The sequence below is a fragment of the Pseudobdellovibrionaceae bacterium genome, assembly GCA_019637875.1.
Lineage (GTDB): Bacteria > Bdellovibrionota > Bdellovibrionia > Bdellovibrionales > Bdellovibrionaceae > JAHBUW01.
The window spans coordinates 60,703-78,765 of sequence record JAHBUW010000009.1 but is presented as its reverse complement, the minus strand read 5'-3'; the positions used below and the strand labels follow the sequence as shown (position 1 = coordinate 78,765).

General features: G+C 58.2%; 19 protein-coding genes. 13 read left to right on the top strand and 6 right to left on the bottom strand.

The window, feature by feature from the left end; translation table 11 throughout:
• Positions 1–10: 10 nt before the first annotated feature.
• The 3 genes from KF767_12230 to KF767_12220 form a co-directional block, all read right to left on the bottom strand.
• Positions 11–1,330: a 2-oxo acid dehydrogenase subunit E2 gene (locus tag KF767_12230; protein ID MBX3018651.1), complete on the bottom strand. Its 1,320-nt coding sequence runs from the start codon at positions 1,328–1,330 to the stop codon at positions 11–13.
• A complete protein-coding gene (gene lipA / locus KF767_12225; protein MBX3018650.1) occupies positions 1,320–2,270 on the bottom strand; it encodes a lipoyl synthase in 951 nt (316 codons plus the stop codon). Before lipA ends, KF767_12230 begins: the two co-directional genes overlap by 11 nt.
• Positions 2,271–2,381: 111 nt before the next feature.
• Positions 2,382–3,086, bottom strand: a complete 705-nt coding sequence (locus tag KF767_12220) for a tyrosine-protein phosphatase (GenBank protein MBX3018649.1) — start codon at positions 3,084–3,086, stop codon at positions 2,382–2,384.
• A gap of 145 nt (positions 3,087–3,231) precedes the next feature.
• On the opposite strand from KF767_12220, the gene sfsA reads away from it, so the two are divergent.
• A complete protein-coding gene (gene sfsA, locus KF767_12215; GenBank protein MBX3018648.1) occupies positions 3,232–4,029 on the top strand; it encodes a DNA/RNA nuclease SfsA in 798 nt (265 codons plus the stop codon).
• A 50-nt stretch (positions 4,030–4,079) separates the two neighbouring features.
• On the opposite strand, the gene KF767_12210 is transcribed toward sfsA, so the two are convergent.
• Positions 4,080–4,886, bottom strand: a complete 807-nt coding sequence (locus tag KF767_12210) for a thioredoxin domain-containing protein (GenBank protein MBX3018647.1) — start codon at positions 4,884–4,886, stop codon at positions 4,080–4,082.
• Between the two features lie 194 nt (positions 4,887–5,080).
• Between KF767_12210 and KF767_12205 the strand changes: the two genes are divergently transcribed.
• The gene (locus KF767_12205; protein ID MBX3018646.1) at positions 5,081–5,602 is read left to right on the top strand and encodes a hypothetical protein; all 522 of its coding nucleotides are present in this window, start codon (positions 5,081–5,083) and stop codon (positions 5,600–5,602) included.
• Positions 5,603–5,706: 104 nt separating this feature from the next.
• Here KF767_12205 and KF767_12200 read toward each other — a convergent pair whose 3' ends face one another.
• On the bottom strand, positions 5,707–6,720 hold the full coding sequence (locus KF767_12200) for a hypothetical protein (protein MBX3018645.1): 1,014 nt from the start codon (positions 6,718–6,720) through the stop codon (positions 5,707–5,709).
• Between the two features lie 222 nt (positions 6,721–6,942).
• On the opposite strand from KF767_12200, the gene KF767_12195 reads away from it, so the two are divergent.
• From KF767_12195 to polA, 8 genes are all read left to right on the top strand, one after another.
• The gene (locus tag KF767_12195) at positions 6,943–7,221 is read left to right on the top strand and encodes a cytochrome (GenBank protein MBX3018644.1); all 279 of its coding nucleotides are present in this window, start codon (positions 6,943–6,945) and stop codon (positions 7,219–7,221) included.
• 58 nt (positions 7,222–7,279) lie between these two features.
• Positions 7,280–7,726 carry a cupredoxin domain-containing protein gene (locus tag KF767_12190; protein ID MBX3018643.1) on the top strand — a complete coding sequence of 149 codons (447 nt, stop codon included), beginning with the start codon at positions 7,280–7,282 and terminating at the stop codon, positions 7,724–7,726.
• A 43-nt stretch (positions 7,727–7,769) separates the two neighbouring features.
• Positions 7,770–8,870: a CpaF family protein gene (locus tag KF767_12185; protein ID MBX3018642.1), complete on the top strand. Its 1,101-nt coding sequence runs from the start codon at positions 7,770–7,772 to the stop codon at positions 8,868–8,870.
• A 72-nt stretch (positions 8,871–8,942) separates the two neighbouring features.
• A complete protein-coding gene (locus KF767_12180) occupies positions 8,943–10,022 on the top strand; it encodes a hypothetical protein (protein ID MBX3018641.1) in 1,080 nt (359 codons plus the stop codon).
• On the top strand, positions 10,015–11,292 hold the full coding sequence (gene eno, locus KF767_12175; protein MBX3018640.1) for a phosphopyruvate hydratase: 1,278 nt from the start codon (positions 10,015–10,017) through the stop codon (positions 11,290–11,292). Before KF767_12180 ends, eno begins: the two co-directional genes overlap by 8 nt.
• 185 nt (positions 11,293–11,477) lie before the next feature.
• Complete coding sequence (locus KF767_12170) at positions 11,478–11,789, top strand: septum formation initiator family protein (GenBank protein ID MBX3018639.1); 312 nt, start codon at positions 11,478–11,480, stop codon at positions 11,787–11,789.
• A gap of 51 nt (positions 11,790–11,840) precedes the next feature.
• The gene (locus KF767_12165; protein ID MBX3018638.1) at positions 11,841–12,203 is read left to right on the top strand and encodes a helix-turn-helix transcriptional regulator; all 363 of its coding nucleotides are present in this window, start codon (positions 11,841–11,843) and stop codon (positions 12,201–12,203) included.
• A 38-nt stretch (positions 12,204–12,241) separates the two neighbouring features.
• Entirely contained in the window at positions 12,242–14,872 is a 2,631-nt protein-coding gene (gene polA / locus KF767_12160) for a DNA polymerase I (protein MBX3018637.1), read from the top strand.
• A gap of 102 nt (positions 14,873–14,974) precedes the next feature.
• On the opposite strand, the gene KF767_12155 is transcribed toward polA, so the two are convergent.
• The gene (locus tag KF767_12155) at positions 14,975–15,553 is read right to left on the bottom strand and encodes a hypothetical protein (protein MBX3018636.1); all 579 of its coding nucleotides are present in this window, start codon (positions 15,551–15,553) and stop codon (positions 14,975–14,977) included.
• A 119-nt stretch (positions 15,554–15,672) separates the two neighbouring features.
• Here KF767_12155 and KF767_12150 point away from each other — a divergent pair, with 119 nt between their 5' ends.
• The 3 genes from KF767_12150 (at position 15,673) to KF767_12140 (ending at position 18,059) form a co-directional block, all read left to right on the top strand.
• Positions 15,673–16,641, top strand: a complete 969-nt coding sequence (locus KF767_12150; protein ID MBX3018635.1) for a hypothetical protein — start codon at positions 15,673–15,675, stop codon at positions 16,639–16,641.
• Between the two features lie 93 nt (positions 16,642–16,734).
• Positions 16,735–17,592 carry a TIGR02147 family protein gene (locus KF767_12145; GenBank protein ID MBX3018634.1) on the top strand — a complete coding sequence of 286 codons (858 nt, stop codon included), beginning with the start codon at positions 16,735–16,737 and terminating at the stop codon, positions 17,590–17,592.
• A complete protein-coding gene (locus tag KF767_12140; GenBank protein ID MBX3018633.1) occupies positions 17,589–18,059 on the top strand; it encodes a hypothetical protein in 471 nt (156 codons plus the stop codon). The genes KF767_12145 and KF767_12140 overlap by 4 nt, the downstream gene beginning before the upstream one ends.
• Positions 18,060–18,063 lie beyond the last annotated feature (4 nt).

The following is an 18,063-nucleotide window of genomic DNA, read 5'->3' as shown; positions in this document are numbered from 1 at the left end:
TCGTGTCCTCTTACATCATGTCGAGCATCAAACGGCCCGGGTTCTGGATTTTCGAGATGAAGTCCTTCAAGAAGTTCGCCGCCACCGCGCCGTCGATCAGACGGTGGTCCGCAGTCACGGTGAAGTTCATCGACTTGACGGCCTTGAACTGACCTTTTTCGTCGACGATGACTTTGTCGCTGATCTTGTACATGCCGAGGATCGCCACTTCGGGGTGGTTGATGATCGGCGTCGCGTACGTACCGCCGACCGAACCGATGTTCGTGATGGTGATCGTCGCGCCCTTCATTTCGTCGGGCTTCAGCTTGCCGTCGCGCGCACGCTTCGACAGATCGGTGATCTCCATCGACAGTTCCAAGATCGACTTCATGTCCGCGTTTTTGATCACGGGAACGACCAGGCCGTTCGGCGTATCGGCCGCGAAACCGATGTTGAAGTACTTCTTGTAAACGATTTCGCCGGCGGCATCGTCGATCGAAGCATTGAACATATTGTACTGACGGCAAGACGAAATCAGCGCCTTCATGACGAACGGAAGATAAGTGATCTTCACATTGTTCTGAGTCGCGAAATCTTTCAGACCTTCGCGCGTTTTCACGAGCTCGGTCACGACCGCTTCATCCATCAGGGTGAAGTGCGGGATGATCTGTTTCGCCATCTGAAGGTTCTCGGCGATCTTCTTGCGGATGCCACGGAGCGGGACGCGCTCTTCGGTTCCGTGCGAAGCCAGAGGACCCGGAGTCCGCATCGGCACGGACGGACGTTGGGGCGCGGGCGTATGGACATCCATCCCACCCGACGCGGCCATCACATCTTCACGGGTCACGCGACCGGCGAGGCCCGAACCCTGAATCTGATTGATGTCGACGTTGGTTTCACGCGCCAGACGGCGAGTGCTGGGAGTCGCGAGCGTGCGGGCATCGGCCACGGGCGGGTAAACGCCTTGGGTGGCGGGACGTCCTGCGGTTGCGCCAGCCGGAGCGGCCGTCATCGCCGCGGGCTGAGCGGCCTTCGGTGCCGCGGCTGCGGGAGCCGCCGCCTTCGGGGCTTCGGTCTTCGCGGGAGCCGGAGCTGCCGCAGCACCGCCGCCTTCCAGCGTGAGGATGATGTTTTCCACTTTGATCACGTCACCGACTTTGAACTTCAGTTCTTTGACGGTGCCCGCGACGGGCGAGGGGACTTCCACGGTGGCCTTGTCGGTCATGACTTCGGCAACGGGTTGATCGGGCTTCACGCTATCGCCGGGCTTCACCAGCCATTTAACGAGTTCACCTTCGGTGACGCCTTCACCCAGTTCCGGGAGTTTCACGGATGTCGAATCAGATGCCATGCTGGAGAGTCTCCTTCCTCTGTTTTTCTACAATACCCTTCATAAAGAATTCGCCGGCGCGGTACGAGCTGCGGACCAAGGGGCCCGAGGCGACGTACAAAAAGCCCATGCTTTCCGCGATCGTTTGCCACTCTTTGAATTTCTCGGGAGTGACGTACTCTTCGACTTTCAAGTGCCGGGGGGTGGGCTGCAGATACTGTCCGAAGGTCACGACGTCGCAGCCGATGGCGCGCAGATCCTTCAGGGTTTGCAGCACTTCCTCGTCGGTTTCGCCGAGGCCGAGCATGATCGAAGTTTTGGTGTAACGGGTGGGGTCCACGTCTTTCACGCGTTTCAAAACCGACATCGACTGCGCGTAGTTCGCGCGCGGGTCGCGCACGCGGCGCTGCAGGCGCTCGACGGTTTCGATGTTGTGGGCGAAGACGTCGGGCTTGGCTTGAACGATCAAGTCCACGCACTCGAAGCTGCCGCGGAAATCGGGAGTCAGGATCTCGACGATGAGATCGGGGTCCAGGCGCTTCGCGGTGCGGATCGTGCGCGCGAAGTGATTCGAGCCTTGATCGGGCAGATCGTCGCGGTCGACGGACGTGATGACGACGTACTCGAGGCCCATTTGCGCGATCGAGTAGGCGACCTTTTCGGGCTCCATCGGATCAAGCACGCCTTTGGGATTGCCGGTCTTGACGTGACAGAACTTGCAGCCGCGTGTGCAGGTTTCGCCCATGAGCATGATGGTCGCGGTGCCGCCGCCCCAGCATTCGCCCATGTTCGGGCACTTCGCTTCTTGGCAAACGGTGGCGAGCTTCAAGTCGCTGAGCATCTCTTTGATGCGGGCGTAGTTTTCGCCCGAAGGGGCGCGGACTTTGAGCCAATTCGGTTTCGTCGGCCGTTGAGGGGGAGCCGTTGGCGCCTCGGGCGCTTTAGGGTCAGCAGATGACATGTGAAATCGTCCTCTTTTGTAGGCTTTAGGTCTTATAGAGCAAAGACGTTTTTGTCTACACGGGACGGGGGCGTTCGGTCGCAAGTCCGGGGGAATAGCGCCCGCGTCAAATCAGCGGCAGCGCAGGCTTTCCGGAGGACGCAGCGACTCGGTTTGAGCGATTTGGCGGCAGAGTTCGGGACGGGGGCGTCCCCAGCGCAGCTCACCCCGTTCGATCCAGGTCGCGAACTTCACGAGGAGTGGCGTGAGACCCGTTTTCACTTGGCGGACGATGAGGCCCGGCTTCCAGCGGTTGGCTTCGGCGTAACCGCGAGCGCACATCTCGTCGAAGGCGAATTCCAGCGAACGTCCTTCGACCAGCATGCGCATGAGCGCCACGAAGACGCCGGTGCGGTCCTCACCCGCGGTGCAGTGGATGTAGAGTTTGGCGCCGGGCTCACGCAGAACCGTGCGCGCGAAATCCAGTCCCTCCATGAGCTGTAAACAGGCGGTCTCTTCTTCGCTGTGACGCCAGCGGAAGGGAACGTGGCGCACGCGACTCTCCGGATAGCCCAGGTCGCTCCAGCGCCGCAACTCCGAGCGCACTTCGCTCCAGGTTTCATTTTTCAAAATGAGGACGTCGGTGATGCCGAGGTCGCGGGCTTCGTGTTCACGGCCCGAAGGTTGGGCGCCCCGGTAAAGTTCGGCACGTCCGACGTCCATGACGAAGTGAAAGTTTCCGATGAAGACACGGTCAACACTCGACGGGGGATTCCAAAAAGCGGCGGACGCGGGCGCGCTCAAGAAAAGCGCGAACCCAAACAGAATCAAAGGCATAAGCGTTCCTTAACAATCCCCGGCCGAAGACAGTACCCTGACGCCGCATTTTGAAAAATGAACGCGATCCAGAGTCGTAAAGTGATGAATGTCAGAGCATTCGGGGCGGCTTGACCACCGGGCAGAGCTCACGCAAGTTTGCGCCATGAAAAATAAAACGCTCGCGTTCCCTTTGCCGACCGAGACGGGCTCCTTCCAGCGCCGTTACAATCGATTCTTCGCGGACGTCCAACTGAATGGCGAGACGGTCGTCGCGCACGTCGCGAATACAGGCAGCATGAAAACCTGCCTGCATGTCGATGGCGGCGCGCTCTTGAGTCCCGCAGCGAATCCCGAGCGCAAACTTCGCTACAGCCTCGAGGCGATCCAGACGCCGTGGAAGACGTGGATCGGCGTCAATACGTCGTGGCCGAATCAGCTCGTCAAAAAAGTTCACGCATTGGGATTGAATCCCGATTGGTCGAAGTTCCCGACGTTCAAACCCGAACACAAAATCTCGAAAGAGACACGTTTGGATGGACTCTTGACGTCGTCGGACGGTTCCCAACATCGTTTCGTCGAGGTGAAAAACGTCTCGATGGCGGTGGGGGACTGCGAACGTCTGCAAGGTGTCGCGCAATTTCCGGATGCGAAGACCGAGCGGGGTCGTAAGCACCTCGAAGAGTTGATGAAGCTTGTCGACGAGGGCCATGAAGCCGAGCTGATCTTCGTCGTGCAGCGAACCGATTGCACGCGCTTCCAGCCCGCATGGGAGATCGATCCCGATTACGCCGAGACCTTGGCGCGCGCGGCCGCACATGGCGTAAAAATCAGCGTGTGGACGGTGGATGTGTCGGCGGAAGGATTTGACGTGAAAGTCGGCGGAGCTTTGGAGCTCGACCTCGAGCGGCCGTCGGATCTTCCGGTCGCGCCGGTGAAAAAGAAAACAAGCCGCAAAAAATAAAAAACCCGGGGGTCACCCGGGTTTTTCTTTGAGACTCACGAGGGCCGAAATTACTTCGCGGCAGCCAAGTGGCGGTCGATGATCACTTTGAATTCCGAGAAAGGGTATGCGCCTTTCAGGGTCACGCCGTTGATCACGAAGCCGGGAGTTCCGCTGATATCGAATTTGCGGGCTTCTTCCATGTCGGCTTGGATGCGCTCAGCGACTTTCGGGTCGTTGATGTCTTTTTCCAGTTTCTTCAGGTCCGCGCCCGCTTTTTTCGCGGCGTCGCGCAGGAAGTCCTCACCACGCTGGTTCAGCTCGGCTTGGTTTTCGAACACGATATCGTGAAACTTGTAAGCCTTCGCGTGGTCTTGCATCGCGACCGCTTCGAAGAATTTCGCCGCGGGCATCGCCTTCGGGTGGAAATCCAGGGGCAAGTGCTTGAACACGAAACGCACTTTGCCTTCGTAAGCTTTCATGACTTCGTTGATGGTCTGGTAACCGCGAGTGCAATAGGGGCACTGGAAGTCCGAGTATTCGACGATCGTGATCGCCGCATCCGCCGAACCTTTGATCGGACGACCCGCTTGAATTTCGGGTTTCAGGGGATTGGCGAACTCTTCGTCGCGTTTCTTGCCTTCGTCGGCTTGAGCTTTTTCGGCGCCTTTTTGCTGAGCCTGTTGGGCCGCTTTGTTGACGACTTCGATGAAGCCTTCGGGATCTTTTTCAATCGCGCTGAACACGATCGAGGGATCTTTTTCGATCGCTTTTTTCAGTCCGTCCGCGCTGGGGGTGCAGCCCGTGAGCAGGAAGGTCAAACCGGCCAGTGCAACGATAAACTTTTTCAAGATGCTTCCTCCGTGAGAGTGTCTCATTGTGAGACACCAAGTCTGTCATAGGGCCCGGGCTAGACCAAGCCCTTTTGCGAATGGCGAGCCGCCGCATTTGGCATCCACCCCCCAAGTGGCTTACACTATGAAGCATGATACCTTCGAAACGTCTTTCGATTTTGATGCTCGTGGTGCTTCTGGCCTTGATCGTCGAGGCTCCGGCCTTCGCGCAATCGACGGTGACGACCACCTTGTACAGCTACTCCCGCTTGGCTTTGAAGGATCTGGACGAAATGAATAAGCTCGTCCAAGACAAGGTCCGCGAGTCGCGGGCGTCCAAGGGCGATAAAGTGGCCCCTTTGCGTGAAGCGATGCAGGCCGTTTTTGCCCGTCCGAACGAGGATTTCATGATCGACAAGGTCATGAGCCCCCTGCGCAACGAGTTGGACGAGCACGGAGCCTACGAAGACACCGTCCGGTCTTTGGTCGAGGAGTCGATCGCGGCCCTGCAGAAACCGGACAAGGTGAAGGCGACGGCGCAGGTTACCTACGCGGTCATGCTCGAGAACTTCCTTTCGGATATGAAGCCCCGGGTGACCGAAAGCTTCGAAAAGGAAATGGTCACGAAGATCCGCGACGCCGACATCTCGCTGACCCGTAAAGCCGAAAACGAACGCAAGCTCGGCATGATGAAGCCGACCAAGTCACCGTCGGAAATGGCGAGCGCGATCATCAAGGGCGCCGAAAAGAAAAAGGAATAGGGAGCGAATCCAAATCGCCGCCGAAACGAAAAACGCCGGGTCCCCCCGGCGTTTTCTTTTTCGAGCGAGGTCTTTAGGGCATGGGGATGACGGGCCCCATGCCGCTAAGGCATGGGGATATAAGTCGCGCGCATGAACGTGCCGATCGGGGGCGGGTTCTGCGTGAAGACCACCTTGCGCCCCACGAGTTTCCATTTGGTTTGCGGTTGGGCCGGCGAGAAGCTGATCTCCAAGGTCCCGGCTTCGGGAGTTTGGGTCAGCTCGAACGAGTCGGCCGCTTTACGCACCAACTGCCCGACGCGCCTTAGCTGATCGGCGTAGTCGACCGCGCACACCGAACCCAGAAATCCACCGGTCAATGCCACCGCGCCCGCGACGACGTTCGCGTAATTTCCGTCCGGAGAGTTCTGATTGAAGCACGAGGTATCGCCCGGCTTCACGACGATCGCCGACACGATGAATTTCTGGTCATCACTCAGGATCTGGCGCACGCCGTTCACCAGCTGCGCGCCCGTCGTCGCGCCCGCAGCGCCGTTCGATTTTTCGTCTTCATCGGTGATGATCAAAACCATCATGTCCGCGTTCGGGCGGAAGAAACCTTGGTTCACGCCGTTACGTTTCTGCAGGGCCTGCAGCGTGGCAGCCAGCGGCTGTTCGTCGCCCGTCGGGCAGACTCCGGTCGTCGGGCAGGTCAGGGTTTCGTCGCGTTTCATGGTGTCGCCGAAAATCCGTTGCGCGTCGTTGGCGCCTTTCAGCAGGACTTTGCCTTGCCCACCGGTCAGTGCCAGCAGTTCGCCGCGCAGACCGTAGCTGCCGGTCGAAACGTCCGTGGTGGTGATGCCGATGCGCCAGTCCAGCGAGTCGATTTCATTCAGCAGGTTTTGGGTGCGCTCGGCCATCTTCTCTTGCTCGTCGGCCATCGAGCGCGAGTTGTCCATCACGACGAGCAGATCCACCGGCGCGGGTTGCGAGCCCTGCATGATCTCTTCCGATTGCGGAGTCACCGAGTTCGAAATCTCTTCCGGCATGGGCGAGAACTGCGTGCGGTTGCACGCGGCGACCACGACCAGAAGGCCCAGGGTCAGACAAGCGCGCGAGACACGAAGGATGGTTTTCATGGCGACTCCTTTAGGCTTTCATCCAGCAAGACGAAGGCCTGATTCCTCATCGTCAGGACGTCCAGGATGTTTGAATGTTCAGCGAATCGTCGAGCTCGCGATCTTCGTCGGGCGCGTTTTCAAAAAAACGGGGATTCGTCTCAATCCGACTCAAGTATTCCGGGTTCATTTCCGATGAAGACAATGTCCGGAAAGGATTTCCGGCATCAAGGGGAGGACACGATGTTCATTCAAGGCGATCTGCAAGCGGTATTCGACGCACTTTATTCGGTGGGAGCGATTGATCCCGTTCTCAATGCCGATTGGAAAGAAATCTCGAACGAGATGAAGGCGCGTCCGGATCTGTACTCGCAAGCCATGAAGATCGTGAACGACTGCCACGGGGACAAGAATCAGTTGGTTGAAAGACTGATGTCGCTCGATGCGCAGACCGTGAATTTTATCGCCGTGGAGGTGGCCCGTGAGTTCGCTGAATTCACCGATCGCAAAGACGTACACTAAATTCGTCGCGCGTCTCGCGTTGACGATGAAGGTCGCATTGTTTCTGGCCGTGAGCTTCATGCACGTTTCCGTTCGCGCATGGGAAGTCGATCTTTCGCGTCGTCAGGGCGATCTGCAAAAGGTGAAGACGCGCGGACCCGCGTCGGTCGTCACCGAAAATCAGAAAAAAGATTCGATGTTCGCCGGGATCTTCACTTCTCTCGATCCCGCGCAGGAAATCGTCATCATGAATACCGAAAAGGGTTTCGTGCCCGAAACGATTCAGCTGAAGGCGGGACAAGCGTACAAGATTCACGTCGTGAACGTGAACGAGGCCGCGAAGAACGTCAGCTTCGTGTTCGACGCGTTCTCGGAACATCACGGCACCTTTTACGGTCAGCCGAAGACCTTCCAGATCTCGCCGAAAATCGAAGGGGTCTTTTCGTTTCAGTGCCCGGAAACCGCCAAACAAGGTCGGGTCGTCGTCGCTCCCAATGCGGAGGGCCGTCGTCCGGCTAGCGAGTGAGTTTTAAGTCATGAGTAATGCGCGCGCCAAAAAAGAACCGGTGATGACCGCGAAACAAAGCGCGGTCCGTAACTTTTTGGGCCCGATCGTCCCGCTGCTCGACGATCCCACCGTGTCCGAGATCATGATCAACGGACACCAAGACGTTTTCGTCGAACGCAAAGGTCACATCGAAAAGACCGAAGTGACTTTCACCGACGAGGACGCGCTCCTGGCCGCCGCCCGGAATATCGCCGATTCGATTCAACGCCGAATCACCGACGAAGAACCGCGTCTGGACGCGCGTCTTCCCGATGGCTCTCGGGTGTGTATCGTGATTCCGCCCTGCGCACGCAATGGCACCACGATCTCGATTCGTAAATTCACGCAGTCGAAAATCAATTTCAAAGACTACATCGCCATGGGCGCGATCTCGGCCGATGGCGCGCGTTTTCTCGACGTATGCATGTACCTCGGAAAAAACATTCTGGTCAGCGGGGGAACCGGTTCGGGTAAGACCACGCTGTTGGGACTTCTGTGCTCGCGCATTCCGAAAGGTCAGCGCGTGATCGTGATCGAGGACTCGTCGGAACTGAAAGTCGTCTACGATCACGTCGTCTTTTTCGAAACCAAAATGGCCGACGGTCTCGGCAAAGGGGAAGTCACGATCCGTGATCTGCTCAAAAGCTCCCTGCGTTTGCGTCCCGATCGCATCATCGTCGGAGAGGTTCGTTCCGGCGAAGCCCTCGAGCTCGTGCAGGCGATGAACACCGGTCACCGCGGTTGTATGGGAACGGTCCACGCCAACTCGCCGGAAGATGCCATGGTGCGTCTGGAAGCCTTGGCGTCGGGCGGTGACGGAAAGCTGTCGGAAAAAGCGCTGCGCTATCAAATTGGTGCGGCGATCGACGTCGTCATCCAGATCTCGCGTTATCATGATGGGTCGCGTCGAATTGGCGCCATTTCCGAGGTGAAAGGGACCGATAGCACCGGATCCTACATCGTAGAGCCGATTTATCAGATGTCGCGCATGACTCGCCTGCCCGACGGGAAGCTCCAGGGGCAGCTCGAACCCACCGGTTACGTCCCCAGTTTCATGCCCGAGATCGTGGACAACAAACTTCCGTTTACGGAAGCTCAGTTTCAGAAAAAGAGCGCGGCCTAGAGTCCCCACGGGCGGCCGCCGCTCGAAACAGCAACCCCTCCATTTCACTCGCAAATCCCCAAACGCTAAGGTATGCATTTTGACGTGCATATTAGCTCCAAACTTTCGCAGACCATTCTGCGCTACATCGAGAACAGTGGCGACGATACGACGTTGCTGCTCGAGTCCGTCGAGGTGCCCGAAGAATTTCTTCGCGACCCTTCGTACTGGATCAAAGCCGAGGAGCTCGAGCATCTGATCGCGGTGGTGCTCGAACGTTCGCGTGAAGTCCCCGGACAACAGCTTCTTTCGGCGATGGCGCAAAGTTGCGTTGAATCGCGCAGCTGGGGCGTCCTCGATTCCGTTATGCGCATGATGACTTCGCCCGCCGAAGTTTTTTCGCAGCCCGAGCGTTTCCTTTCTTACTTCATCGCGCCCGCGCCGCCGGTCGCGAATCAAGAGCGTTCGTCGTCCGGCTTGGCGTTCGATTTGCCGATCTCGAGCGAGCAGTATCCGCTCGTCACGAAATTCATGGCGGCATCCTTCGAGGCGATTCCGGTTTTCATGGGTCGCCCCGCCGCGCGCTGCGAGTGGGACGGTTTCCGTTTGTCGCTCAACTGGGATGCGCCCCAACGTCAGATTTTCGATGCCGAGCAGATTGATCGGCAGTTGAGTCCCGAGCTCGCGCGCGATCTGCTGCAGAACTTGCAGAGCGCCGCGACCGCACCGGCCGTGATCGGTGCGAACGACCCGCGCTTCTTCGCGCCGAGTGTGGTCGACTCCGTGGCGAAACAAAACATCGAAGCTTCGGTCATGGCGCGGACGATGGATCGGCTGCCGCTCTTTTTCTCTCCGGGCATGGCGCCGTTCACGATGCGCGCGACCGCCCCCGTCGCGACTCCCGCCGCGAGCGCGGATGCCGAAGCGCTGCGTGCGGACTACGATCAACTCCGTCATCACATCGCGCGCCTCAGTGACTACATGATTCGCGCGCAGCAGATCATCACGCTTATGGCTTCGGCGAAAAAGATTTCGCCCGAAGTGCGCGAGGTCATGCGCCGGGTGGATTGGCCGGTCGTCCAGCAGCAGTTCCCGCAGACCGTCGAACAGTGTTATCGCCTTTTCCGTCAGAATCGCAGTTTGCCCCATCCTCAGGAGGATCATCATGTCTGAAATCGTCAGCGTTCGTGCCCGTGAAATCTTGGATAGCCGTGGAACTCCGACCATCGAAGTCGACGTCGTTCTGAGCACCGGGGTCACTGGACGCGCGGCGGTTCCGTCGGGCGCTTCGACCGGTGCGCACGAGGCCTGCGAATTGCGTGACGGCGAAAAAGGCCGCTACCTAGGTAAAGGCGTGCAGAAGGCCGTTGAGAACGTGCGCGAGAAAATTTCGGTGGAGCTCATCGGGATGAACGTTTTTGATCAGGTCGAAATCGACGAAACCTTGATCGACCTCGACGGCACCGACAACAAAACCCAACTGGGCGCAAACGCGATTCTGGGCGTGTCGCTGGCTTCGGCGAAGGCCGCGGCGATCGAGTCGGGTCTGCCTTTGTACCGCTACGTCGGCGGCTCGCAGGCTTGTCAGTTGCCGGTTCCCTTGATGAACGTCATTAACGGCGGCGCGCACGCGAACAACGGTCTGAACATTCAAGAGTTCATGATCGTTCCCACCGTGAACGACTCGTTCGCGGATTCGCTGCGCGCGGGCTCGGAAATTTTCCACACGCTCAAAAAAATCCTGAACGAAAAAGGCCTGTCGACGGCGGTCGGGGACGAAGGCGGCTTCGCGCCCGTGCTCAAGGGCAACCAAGAGGCGCTCGAGCTTCTGATGACCGCGATCGAAAAGGCGGGCTACCGTCCCGGTGAAAACGTCGGCCTGGCGCTCGACGTCGCCGCGACCGAACTTTTCAAAGATTCGAAGTACACTTGGGAAGGCAAACAAATCTCGGCCGAAGAGCTGACCGAGATCTACCGCGGCTGGGCCGCGAAGTTCCCCTTCCTGTCGATCGAAGACGGTCTGTCCGAAGACGACTGGAGCGGTTGGGCGCATCTGACATCGGCGCTGGGTTCGAAACTGCAACTGGTCGGCGACGATCTGTTCGTGACGAATCCGAAACGTCTGCAAGAGGGGATCGACAAAAACACCGCGAACGCCCTTCTCGTGAAAGTGAACCAGATCGGCACTTTGACCGAGACGACCCGTGCGGTCCGCCTTGCTCAACGCAACAAGTACGCGACCGTCATGTCCCACCGAAGCGGCGAGACCGAGGACGTCACCATCGCCGATCTCGCGGTGGCGCTGGACTGCTCGCAAATTAAAACGGGAAGCCTTTGCCGCAGCGATCGCACGGCGAAGTACAACCAGCTCCTGCGCATCGAGGAAGAATTGGGCTCGGCCGCGCAGTACTGGGGAAAATCGGCCTTCCGCTCGCGGACGTGAGCTTTCGCCCTGAATCCTTCGTTGCCTTCGTCGGTTCCTCCCTGCGGCGTCCATAAAGGACGCCTCAGTCGCCCCCTCCTCGTCGCCTCGGCTCAGGACGAAATCTCACGTCCGCCGCGCTAGGCCTAGGTCCGAGACGCCGCACTTCACTGTTCCGGGCTCACCTGCGGGTGTAAGCTCGGGACATGATGCAATCCTTGCGAAATGTAGGTGAGGCGATTCGTCGCTGGGTCTCGAGCCCGGTGAAGGTGCTGTTGACGTGCGTGGTTTTCGCGCTCTTGCAGCTGCTGATTCAGGGCAATCTGTTTCACCTCTTGCGACTCCATAACGATCGCGAAGCGTTGACCGCGAGCCTCTCGAACATCCAAGGCGACTTGCGTGTGCTTGATCAAAAAATCCGTCAGGCGAAAGACCCGGTTTTCATCGAAAAAGAAGCCAAAGACCGCCTGGATATGGCGGGTGAAGATGAGCTTGTATTTGTGTTCTCTTCTGACTGAGGACACTTCGCAACAGGGTCAAATTCCCAAGCTGATTCCAACACTTAAAGTGTGGCGAAAAAGCTAGAATTGAATCCAAACTCTAGTCTTGATTTCGCCGCTTTTCGGGCGGAAACTCGATTCATGGAATGGACATCAGAACGTATCCGTGAATTACGCCGCCGCATGGGATGGAGCCAATCAGATCTGGCTCGTCGTCTTCACTGCGAAAGCGGCACTGTCGCAAACCTTGAAAAAGGTCAGTCGAAACCCGAGTCGTCGATCACGCAAATTCTGGAGATGCTCTTCAATCAAGCCGAGCTGTCTGCGTACGAAATTTCGCAGAACTGCCAAGCGGAAGCCGCATTAAGAGAAAGAGCCCTTGAGTCGATCGATCTCCGCAGTTTAGAGTCCGGTTCCGATAAAAAGGATTAGGGCCATCCGAACGCGCTCCTGATCCGGGAGCGCCACGAATGTCTAAAAAAAATCTCTACCTCGTCGACGTCAGCTCGCTGTTTTTCCGCGCGTTCTACGCGATCCGCCCTTTGACTTCGCCGAGCGGTCTGCCCGTGAACGCCATCTACGGTTTCATGACCATGGTCATGAAGCTTTTGAAGGACGAAAAGCCCGACGCCGTGGTGTTCTGTTTCGATCGTCCCGAGCCGTCCTTCCGCAAAGAGCTCGACCCCAACTACAAAGCGAATCGCAGCGAGATGCCCGAGGATCTGATTCCGCAGATCCCGTACATCAAAAAGATCGGGCCATTGCTCGGTGTGGCGTGTGCCGATGTTCTGGGTTTCGAGGCCGATGACATCATCGGCACGCTCACGAAGAAGGGTCACGAAAAGGGCTACGATGTCGTGATCGTTTCGGGCGATAAAGACTTCGCGCAGCTGTTGAAGCCCGGCGTGGTCATGTACGACACCATGAAGGCCGAGCGCACCGGCCCGGCCGAAGCCCTCGCGAAATGGGGAATCCGTCCCGACCAGATGATCGATTACCTCGCGCTCGTGGGCGATTCTTCGGACAACGTCCCCGGCGTGAAGGGCATCGGTCCCAAAGGCGCGCAGAAACTTTTGACGGATTTCGATAGCCTCGACGGGATTTACGCGAACATCGAAAATATCAAAGGTGCGACGAAGGACAAGCTCGTCAATGACAAGGCGAACGCGTATCTGTCGCAGAAACTGGTGACGATCGTTTGCGATGTGCCGTTGCAAGAAACGGTCGAAAGCTATCACCTCGAGCCCGTGAAGGTCGCCGAGATCGAAGAGCTGATCACCGATCTCAATTTCAAAAATCTGGCGAAAACGATCCGCGAACTACCGAATCATCCGGACAACCAAGTTCCCGACGGTTTCACGATCGCGACGGATGTGGCCTCAACCGCCGCAGGTGAAAAGAAGGCTTTGCCGAACTTCGCGCCGAAGACGACCGAGACGCCCCCCACCCCTCAGGCCCCTGCCGCTTCGGCGGAGGCGGACGGCATCGAAATCGAAGAGATCGAAGCTCCGGCCTTTTTGGCGAAGTTTCCGCGGACCGAACGCCTGTGGCTTTTTTCGGGGCCCATGGGGGTTTACCTTTCTCCGAATGACGATCAAAAAATTTACCGTCTATCGGGCGAGATGCCCGAGTGGACAACGGCGCTGTCTTCACCTGATCAGAAACTCTGCGGTTTCGATATCAAGGCCCTGGGCCACGAACTGAAACTCGAAGCGATTCATATGTGCGACGACTTGCAGGTGAAAGCGTATCTGCTGGCCCCCGGCGAAGGGAGCGACCTCGCCCTCGTCGTTTCGAAAGTGTTGGGCGAAGTGTTGCCCGACGCGCTTTCGCCCACGGAACATTTCGCGTTGCTGCTCCGCTTGAATGCGAAGCTGGACGCGGATCTCGACGAAACCCAGCAGGGGATCTACCGGACGCTCGACTTGCCGCTGATCCCGATTCTTTTCGATATGGAAAAGCGTGGGGTCCGTTTGGATTTGCCGCGTCTGGCGAAACAAAGCGAAGGTCTGGCCGCCGATATCAAGTCGGTGGAAAAGAAGGTCCACGAGCTGGCGGGCCGCGAGTTCAATATCGGTAGCCCCAAACAACTGGGCGCGGTTCTGTTTGATGAATTGAAGTTGCCGCCGGGACGTAAAACCAAAACCGGCTACTCCACCGACACCGACGTCATGGACAAACTGAAACCGCTCCATCCGATCGCGGCCGAGATTTTGACTTATCGCGAACTCACGAAGTTGAAGTCCACCTACGTCGACGCGCTTCCCCTGCTGGCGGACGGCGACGCCCGCGTGCACACGACCTTCAACTCCACGCATACGGCGACGGGCCGCCTGTCTTCACTCAATCCGAATTTGCAGAACATCCCGATCCGCACCGCGCGGGGGGAAGAGGTCCGCAAAGCGTTTGTCGCAAGTCCCGGCAAAGAGCTTTTGAGCATCGACTACTCACAGATCGAACTGCGGATCCTCGCGCACTACGCCGACGACGCGAATCTGATCCAGGCCTTCAAGGACGATTTGGATATCCACGCGGCGACCGCCAGCGAGATCTTCCAAGTTCCGTTATCCGAAGTGACGGCGGATCACCGGCGAACGGCCAAGGCCGTGAACTTCGGTATCGCCTACGGCCAAGGGGCCTTCGGTCTGGCCGAAACGCTCGGAATTCCCCGTGGACAAGCCCAAGAGATCATCGCGCGCTACTTCCAGCGTTTCCCCGGCGTCGGTCGCTACATCGAGTCCACGATCGCGCAGGCGCAAGCCGACGGCTTCGTGTCGACGCTCTTCGGGCGCAAACGTTACATGAAAGAGTTCAAGAGCGCGAATCCCGCGATCCGTAAATTCGGCGAGCGGGCGGCCATCAACGCGCCCATTCAAGGTACGGCCGCCGACATCGTGAAAAAAGCGATGATCGACGTGGTGAACGGCATCGGCGTCCCGATGACCTTGCAAGTGCACGATGAATTGATTTTTGAAGATACGCCCGAGCGTTTACGCGAGGCGACTCCCGAAATCATCCGCATCATGGAGTCCGTGGTGAAGATCGCGGTTCCGTTGAAGGTCAACGCCGCCCAGGGGCCGAACTGGTCCGAAGCCCACTAGCCGCACGTCACTGCTTCGCCGTCGACGCATCCACGTCACCGTATGCACGTTACGGCTCCGCCGTCGACGCATTCGGCTTTGCCGGCGACCGACATGGCGCCGTTATTCCACTTCCCAGCCGACGACTTTGCCGGCTTCGAAGTAGACGACCTTGCGCTCGAGTTTGTAACCGTCGGGCGTGCTGACGTACTTCGAGTAGCGCCAGCGCTCGTTGCGGAACTCGGGATTGCCCGAGACTTCGATGTTTTCGGGATCGCCCCAAGATTTTTTCACCAGGTTCTGCGGCATGCCGACGGCGATGTCCTGGGCTTCGATCAGCTCGCGCATCGTTTCTTGCTGCAGTTGGTTGCGCGCCGGGACTTTGTTTTGGTTCATCCAGCGGCTGCGCGCTTCGAAGTTGTTCAGCTCCAGGAATTCGATGCGTTCTTGGTCGCTTTTCAGAAGCGGCAGTACCTTCGAGTACTGATCGAGCTCCTTACGGGTGCGCAATGAGTTTTCGAGCTGTTTGATACGGGTTTTCGTTTGCAGTGAACCCCACTCCTGATCGCGGACGTTGGGCTTCGTGCGGTAAACCTGGGTTTTCGGGCTGGCCGCGGGTGAATATCCGCTGCCGGTGCTGCGTTCGAAGTGGGTGCAACCCGCGCTCAGGACCAAAGACAGTGCCAGCAACCCCAATTTCATCGACGCCTCCGATTCCTCAAGTCTACACGAAACTTGCGCGCGCGAAATTCAGTTGCCGGTGAAGGTCGGCAAAACTTAGACTATCTGCAGGATCTCCCTCGACTGAAGACTGGAAACTGATGCAGGACGAAGCCAATCCGAATCCCGACGAACTCCTTCCGGAGGATCACGAGCCCGATGAGGCCGAGATCGATCGTTTTCTCGACGAACAAGATCCCGAGTTCGCCGCGCGGATGAAGGATCTGGCGGCCGACAAAAACCTGAAGTTGGCCGAGGTTCCCGAGGAAGACGTCGCCGAAGAGCTCCGCCACGAGATCGCGAAGTGGGAGCACGGTAAGCCGGTTTGGAAATTCATCTACCGCAATCTGACCTTCTTGCCGGGCTGGGTGCTGGGGCTGCGGAAACTCCGCGCGAAGCTCGCGGCCAAAGCGGTGGCGCTCGCCATCGCCTCGCGAAATCGGGCGCACGACTTGGCGCTCGGACTGTGGAAGGGGACACGCAAAGGCGTGGTCCAAGCCGCATCCTCGCTGAAAGAGGGCGTGGGCGGCGGGCTGAAGAGCTTCGGCGCGATGAGCCTGAAACGGAAGCTCCTGCTGGTATCGACTTTGGCGGTCATCGCGGGCGCGGGCTACGGAGTCTACTTCGCGTTCACGGGACGCCTCCTGCCGGGACAAAAAGAGCTTTTCATCGCGAACTTCGCCGACGAAGGCGCTCCCGTTTTCGAATACGACCCGGCGGAAAAACCGGAGCTTTTCTTCGACAACGTCCGGTCCACACCGAACCTTCTTTTGATCACGAAGATGGTGGTCAACATCCGGCCCAGCTCGAATTCGGGCGAAAACCCGATGCTCGCGGTCGAATTTTTCGCCGAAGGAATGAGTCCCGAATCCATCCTCGAGTTGAAATCGCGGGAAGCCTTTTTCCGTGATCGCATGCAGCGCAAAATCGAAGAGTACAGCTTCGATGTCCTGGATACGCCGCCCGGCAAGCAAGGGATGGCCGCAGATCTCCTCAAAGATCTGAACCGCAATCTAAGCCAAGGGCAGCTGCGCGGCTTGCGGATCAAAACCATCGTGCTGAAGCCGTGACCTGGCCCATGGTCCAGGTGCGTATTCCGGGTTGAATACGCATTTGCACGTCCTTGCCTTGAATTCCATCAGAGGTCCCCGATACTTAGGGACATGAACCTGGAGCCCACGACGCCTTCGCGTCACTTTTTTGAATACGACGACTACCGCGCGTTGCTCGCGAAGTTGATGGCCGAACGCAAGGCCCGCGGTCTTCCTTGCTCTTACCGGTGGATGGCGCAGCAGGCGGGCTACACCTCGCCGAACTTCTTCAAGCTCGTCATCGATCAAGAACGCGAGCTGACCGCCGAAGGCGCCGAGAAGGTCGTGCAGATGTTCAAACTTTCGGTCGCCGAGGGGGACTACTTCCGCGCCTTGGTGCAGTTCCAACGCGCGAAAGATCTGACCGATAAACTTCACTACGCCGAAAAGCTCGTCGGATTGAAGCCACGGCTGGCGACTTCGATTTTAGCCAAAGATCAATTCGAGTATCACCGCAAATGGGCCTACGTGGTTTTGCGCGAAGTGCTGACGTTGCGCGAGGGTTTTCAAAACGCCGACGAGATATACGAAAAAGTCAGCCTGGGGCTTTCGCGCGCGCAAATTCACGAGGGGATCGTGCATCTGCAAAAGCTGGGACTCATCGCGAGCGACGGCCAAGGCTTCCTGCGCGTGCGCCACCAAACCTTACGCTCGGGCGACCGGGTGATCAATTCGGCGCTCTTCGGTTTCCACCTCGAGATCCTCGATTTAGCGAAGCAAGCTCTCGGTCGATTCAAGGCGCACGAGCGTGAGTTCCACGCGGTCACCGTGCGTCTGACGCCCGAAGCCTACGAACTGGCGCGCCGAAAAATTCAAAAATTGAAAGACGAAATTCTCGAACTCTCCGAAGCGGCGGATACCGCCGAAAACGTCCTTCAGTTGAACTTGCAGCTTTTTCCCGTGGCGCAACTGAAGAAAGGAAACTCATGAAAGCACTGCTTCTCATCCTCGGCTTCGCCCTTTCGGGCTGCATGTTCAAAGGGACGGACTCGGGAAACCCCGGTTTGGAAATGCCCGTGAACAGCGGTTATTGCGAAAGCGAAAATGACACGGACTGCGCGCAATCAAACCCCGCGATTCTGCTGATCGATCAGGGCCTCTGCGGCGCGCTTCAGCGCTGCGGTTCACCGCTCCGTGGAGCCGACTGCCGCGAGCGGACGCTCGGGACCGATACGCTGCCGACACATTTCGGGCTGACGAAGTTCACTGATAGTCGCGCGGTCGCGATCGGTGTGCGTGAGGGAAGCGTGAAAGTCGACGGCCCGGCATTGGGTGCCTGCCTGAACGCTTTGGACGCGAAAGCCTGCGGCCAGCTTCCCCCGCTTCAGGAGCTCGCGCCGACGTTGAAGACCTTGCTCACGGCGAATCCCGAGTGCGCGGAAATTTTTAGCGAATAAACGG

Coding starts and splice junctions, on each gene's coding strand:
- KF767_12220 (MBX3018649.1), bottom strand. CDS start 3,086: ATGCCTTTGATTCTGTTTGGGTTCGCGCTTTTCTTGAGCGCGCCCGCG.
- KF767_12150 (MBX3018635.1), top strand. CDS start 15,673: ATGCAGGACGAAGCCAATCCGAATCCCGACGAACTCCTTCCGGAGGAT.
- sfsA (MBX3018648.1), top strand. CDS start 3,232: ATGAAAAATAAAACGCTCGCGTTCCCTTTGCCGACCGAGACGGGCTCC.
- KF767_12140 (MBX3018633.1), top strand. CDS start 17,589: ATGAAAGCACTGCTTCTCATCCTCGGCTTCGCCCTTTCGGGCTGCATG.
- KF767_12145 (MBX3018634.1), top strand. CDS start 16,735: ATGAACCTGGAGCCCACGACGCCTTCGCGTCACTTTTTTGAATACGAC.
- lipA (MBX3018650.1), bottom strand. CDS start 2,270: ATGTCATCTGCTGACCCTAAAGCGCCCGAGGCGCCAACGGCTCCCCCT.
- KF767_12210 (MBX3018647.1), bottom strand. CDS start 4,886: ATGAGACACTCTCACGGAGGAAGCATCTTGAAAAAGTTTATCGTTGCA.
- KF767_12200 (MBX3018645.1), bottom strand. CDS start 6,720: ATGAAAACCATCCTTCGTGTCTCGCGCGCTTGTCTGACCCTGGGCCTT.
- KF767_12190 (MBX3018643.1), top strand. CDS start 7,280: ATGCACGTTTCCGTTCGCGCATGGGAAGTCGATCTTTCGCGTCGTCAG.
- eno (MBX3018640.1), top strand. CDS start 10,015: ATGTCTGAAATCGTCAGCGTTCGTGCCCGTGAAATCTTGGATAGCCGT.
- KF767_12180 (MBX3018641.1), top strand. CDS start 8,943: ATGCATTTTGACGTGCATATTAGCTCCAAACTTTCGCAGACCATTCTG.
- KF767_12185 (MBX3018642.1), top strand. CDS start 7,770: ATGACCGCGAAACAAAGCGCGGTCCGTAACTTTTTGGGCCCGATCGTC.
- polA (MBX3018637.1), top strand. CDS start 12,242: ATGTCTAAAAAAAATCTCTACCTCGTCGACGTCAGCTCGCTGTTTTTC.
- KF767_12195 (MBX3018644.1), top strand. CDS start 6,943: ATGTTCATTCAAGGCGATCTGCAAGCGGTATTCGACGCACTTTATTCG.
- KF767_12230 (MBX3018651.1), bottom strand. CDS start 1,330: ATGGCATCTGATTCGACATCCGTGAAACTCCCGGAACTGGGTGAAGGC.
- KF767_12155 (MBX3018636.1), bottom strand. CDS start 15,553: ATGAAATTGGGGTTGCTGGCACTGTCTTTGGTCCTGAGCGCGGGTTGC.
- KF767_12170 (MBX3018639.1), top strand. CDS start 11,478: ATGATGCAATCCTTGCGAAATGTAGGTGAGGCGATTCGTCGCTGGGTC.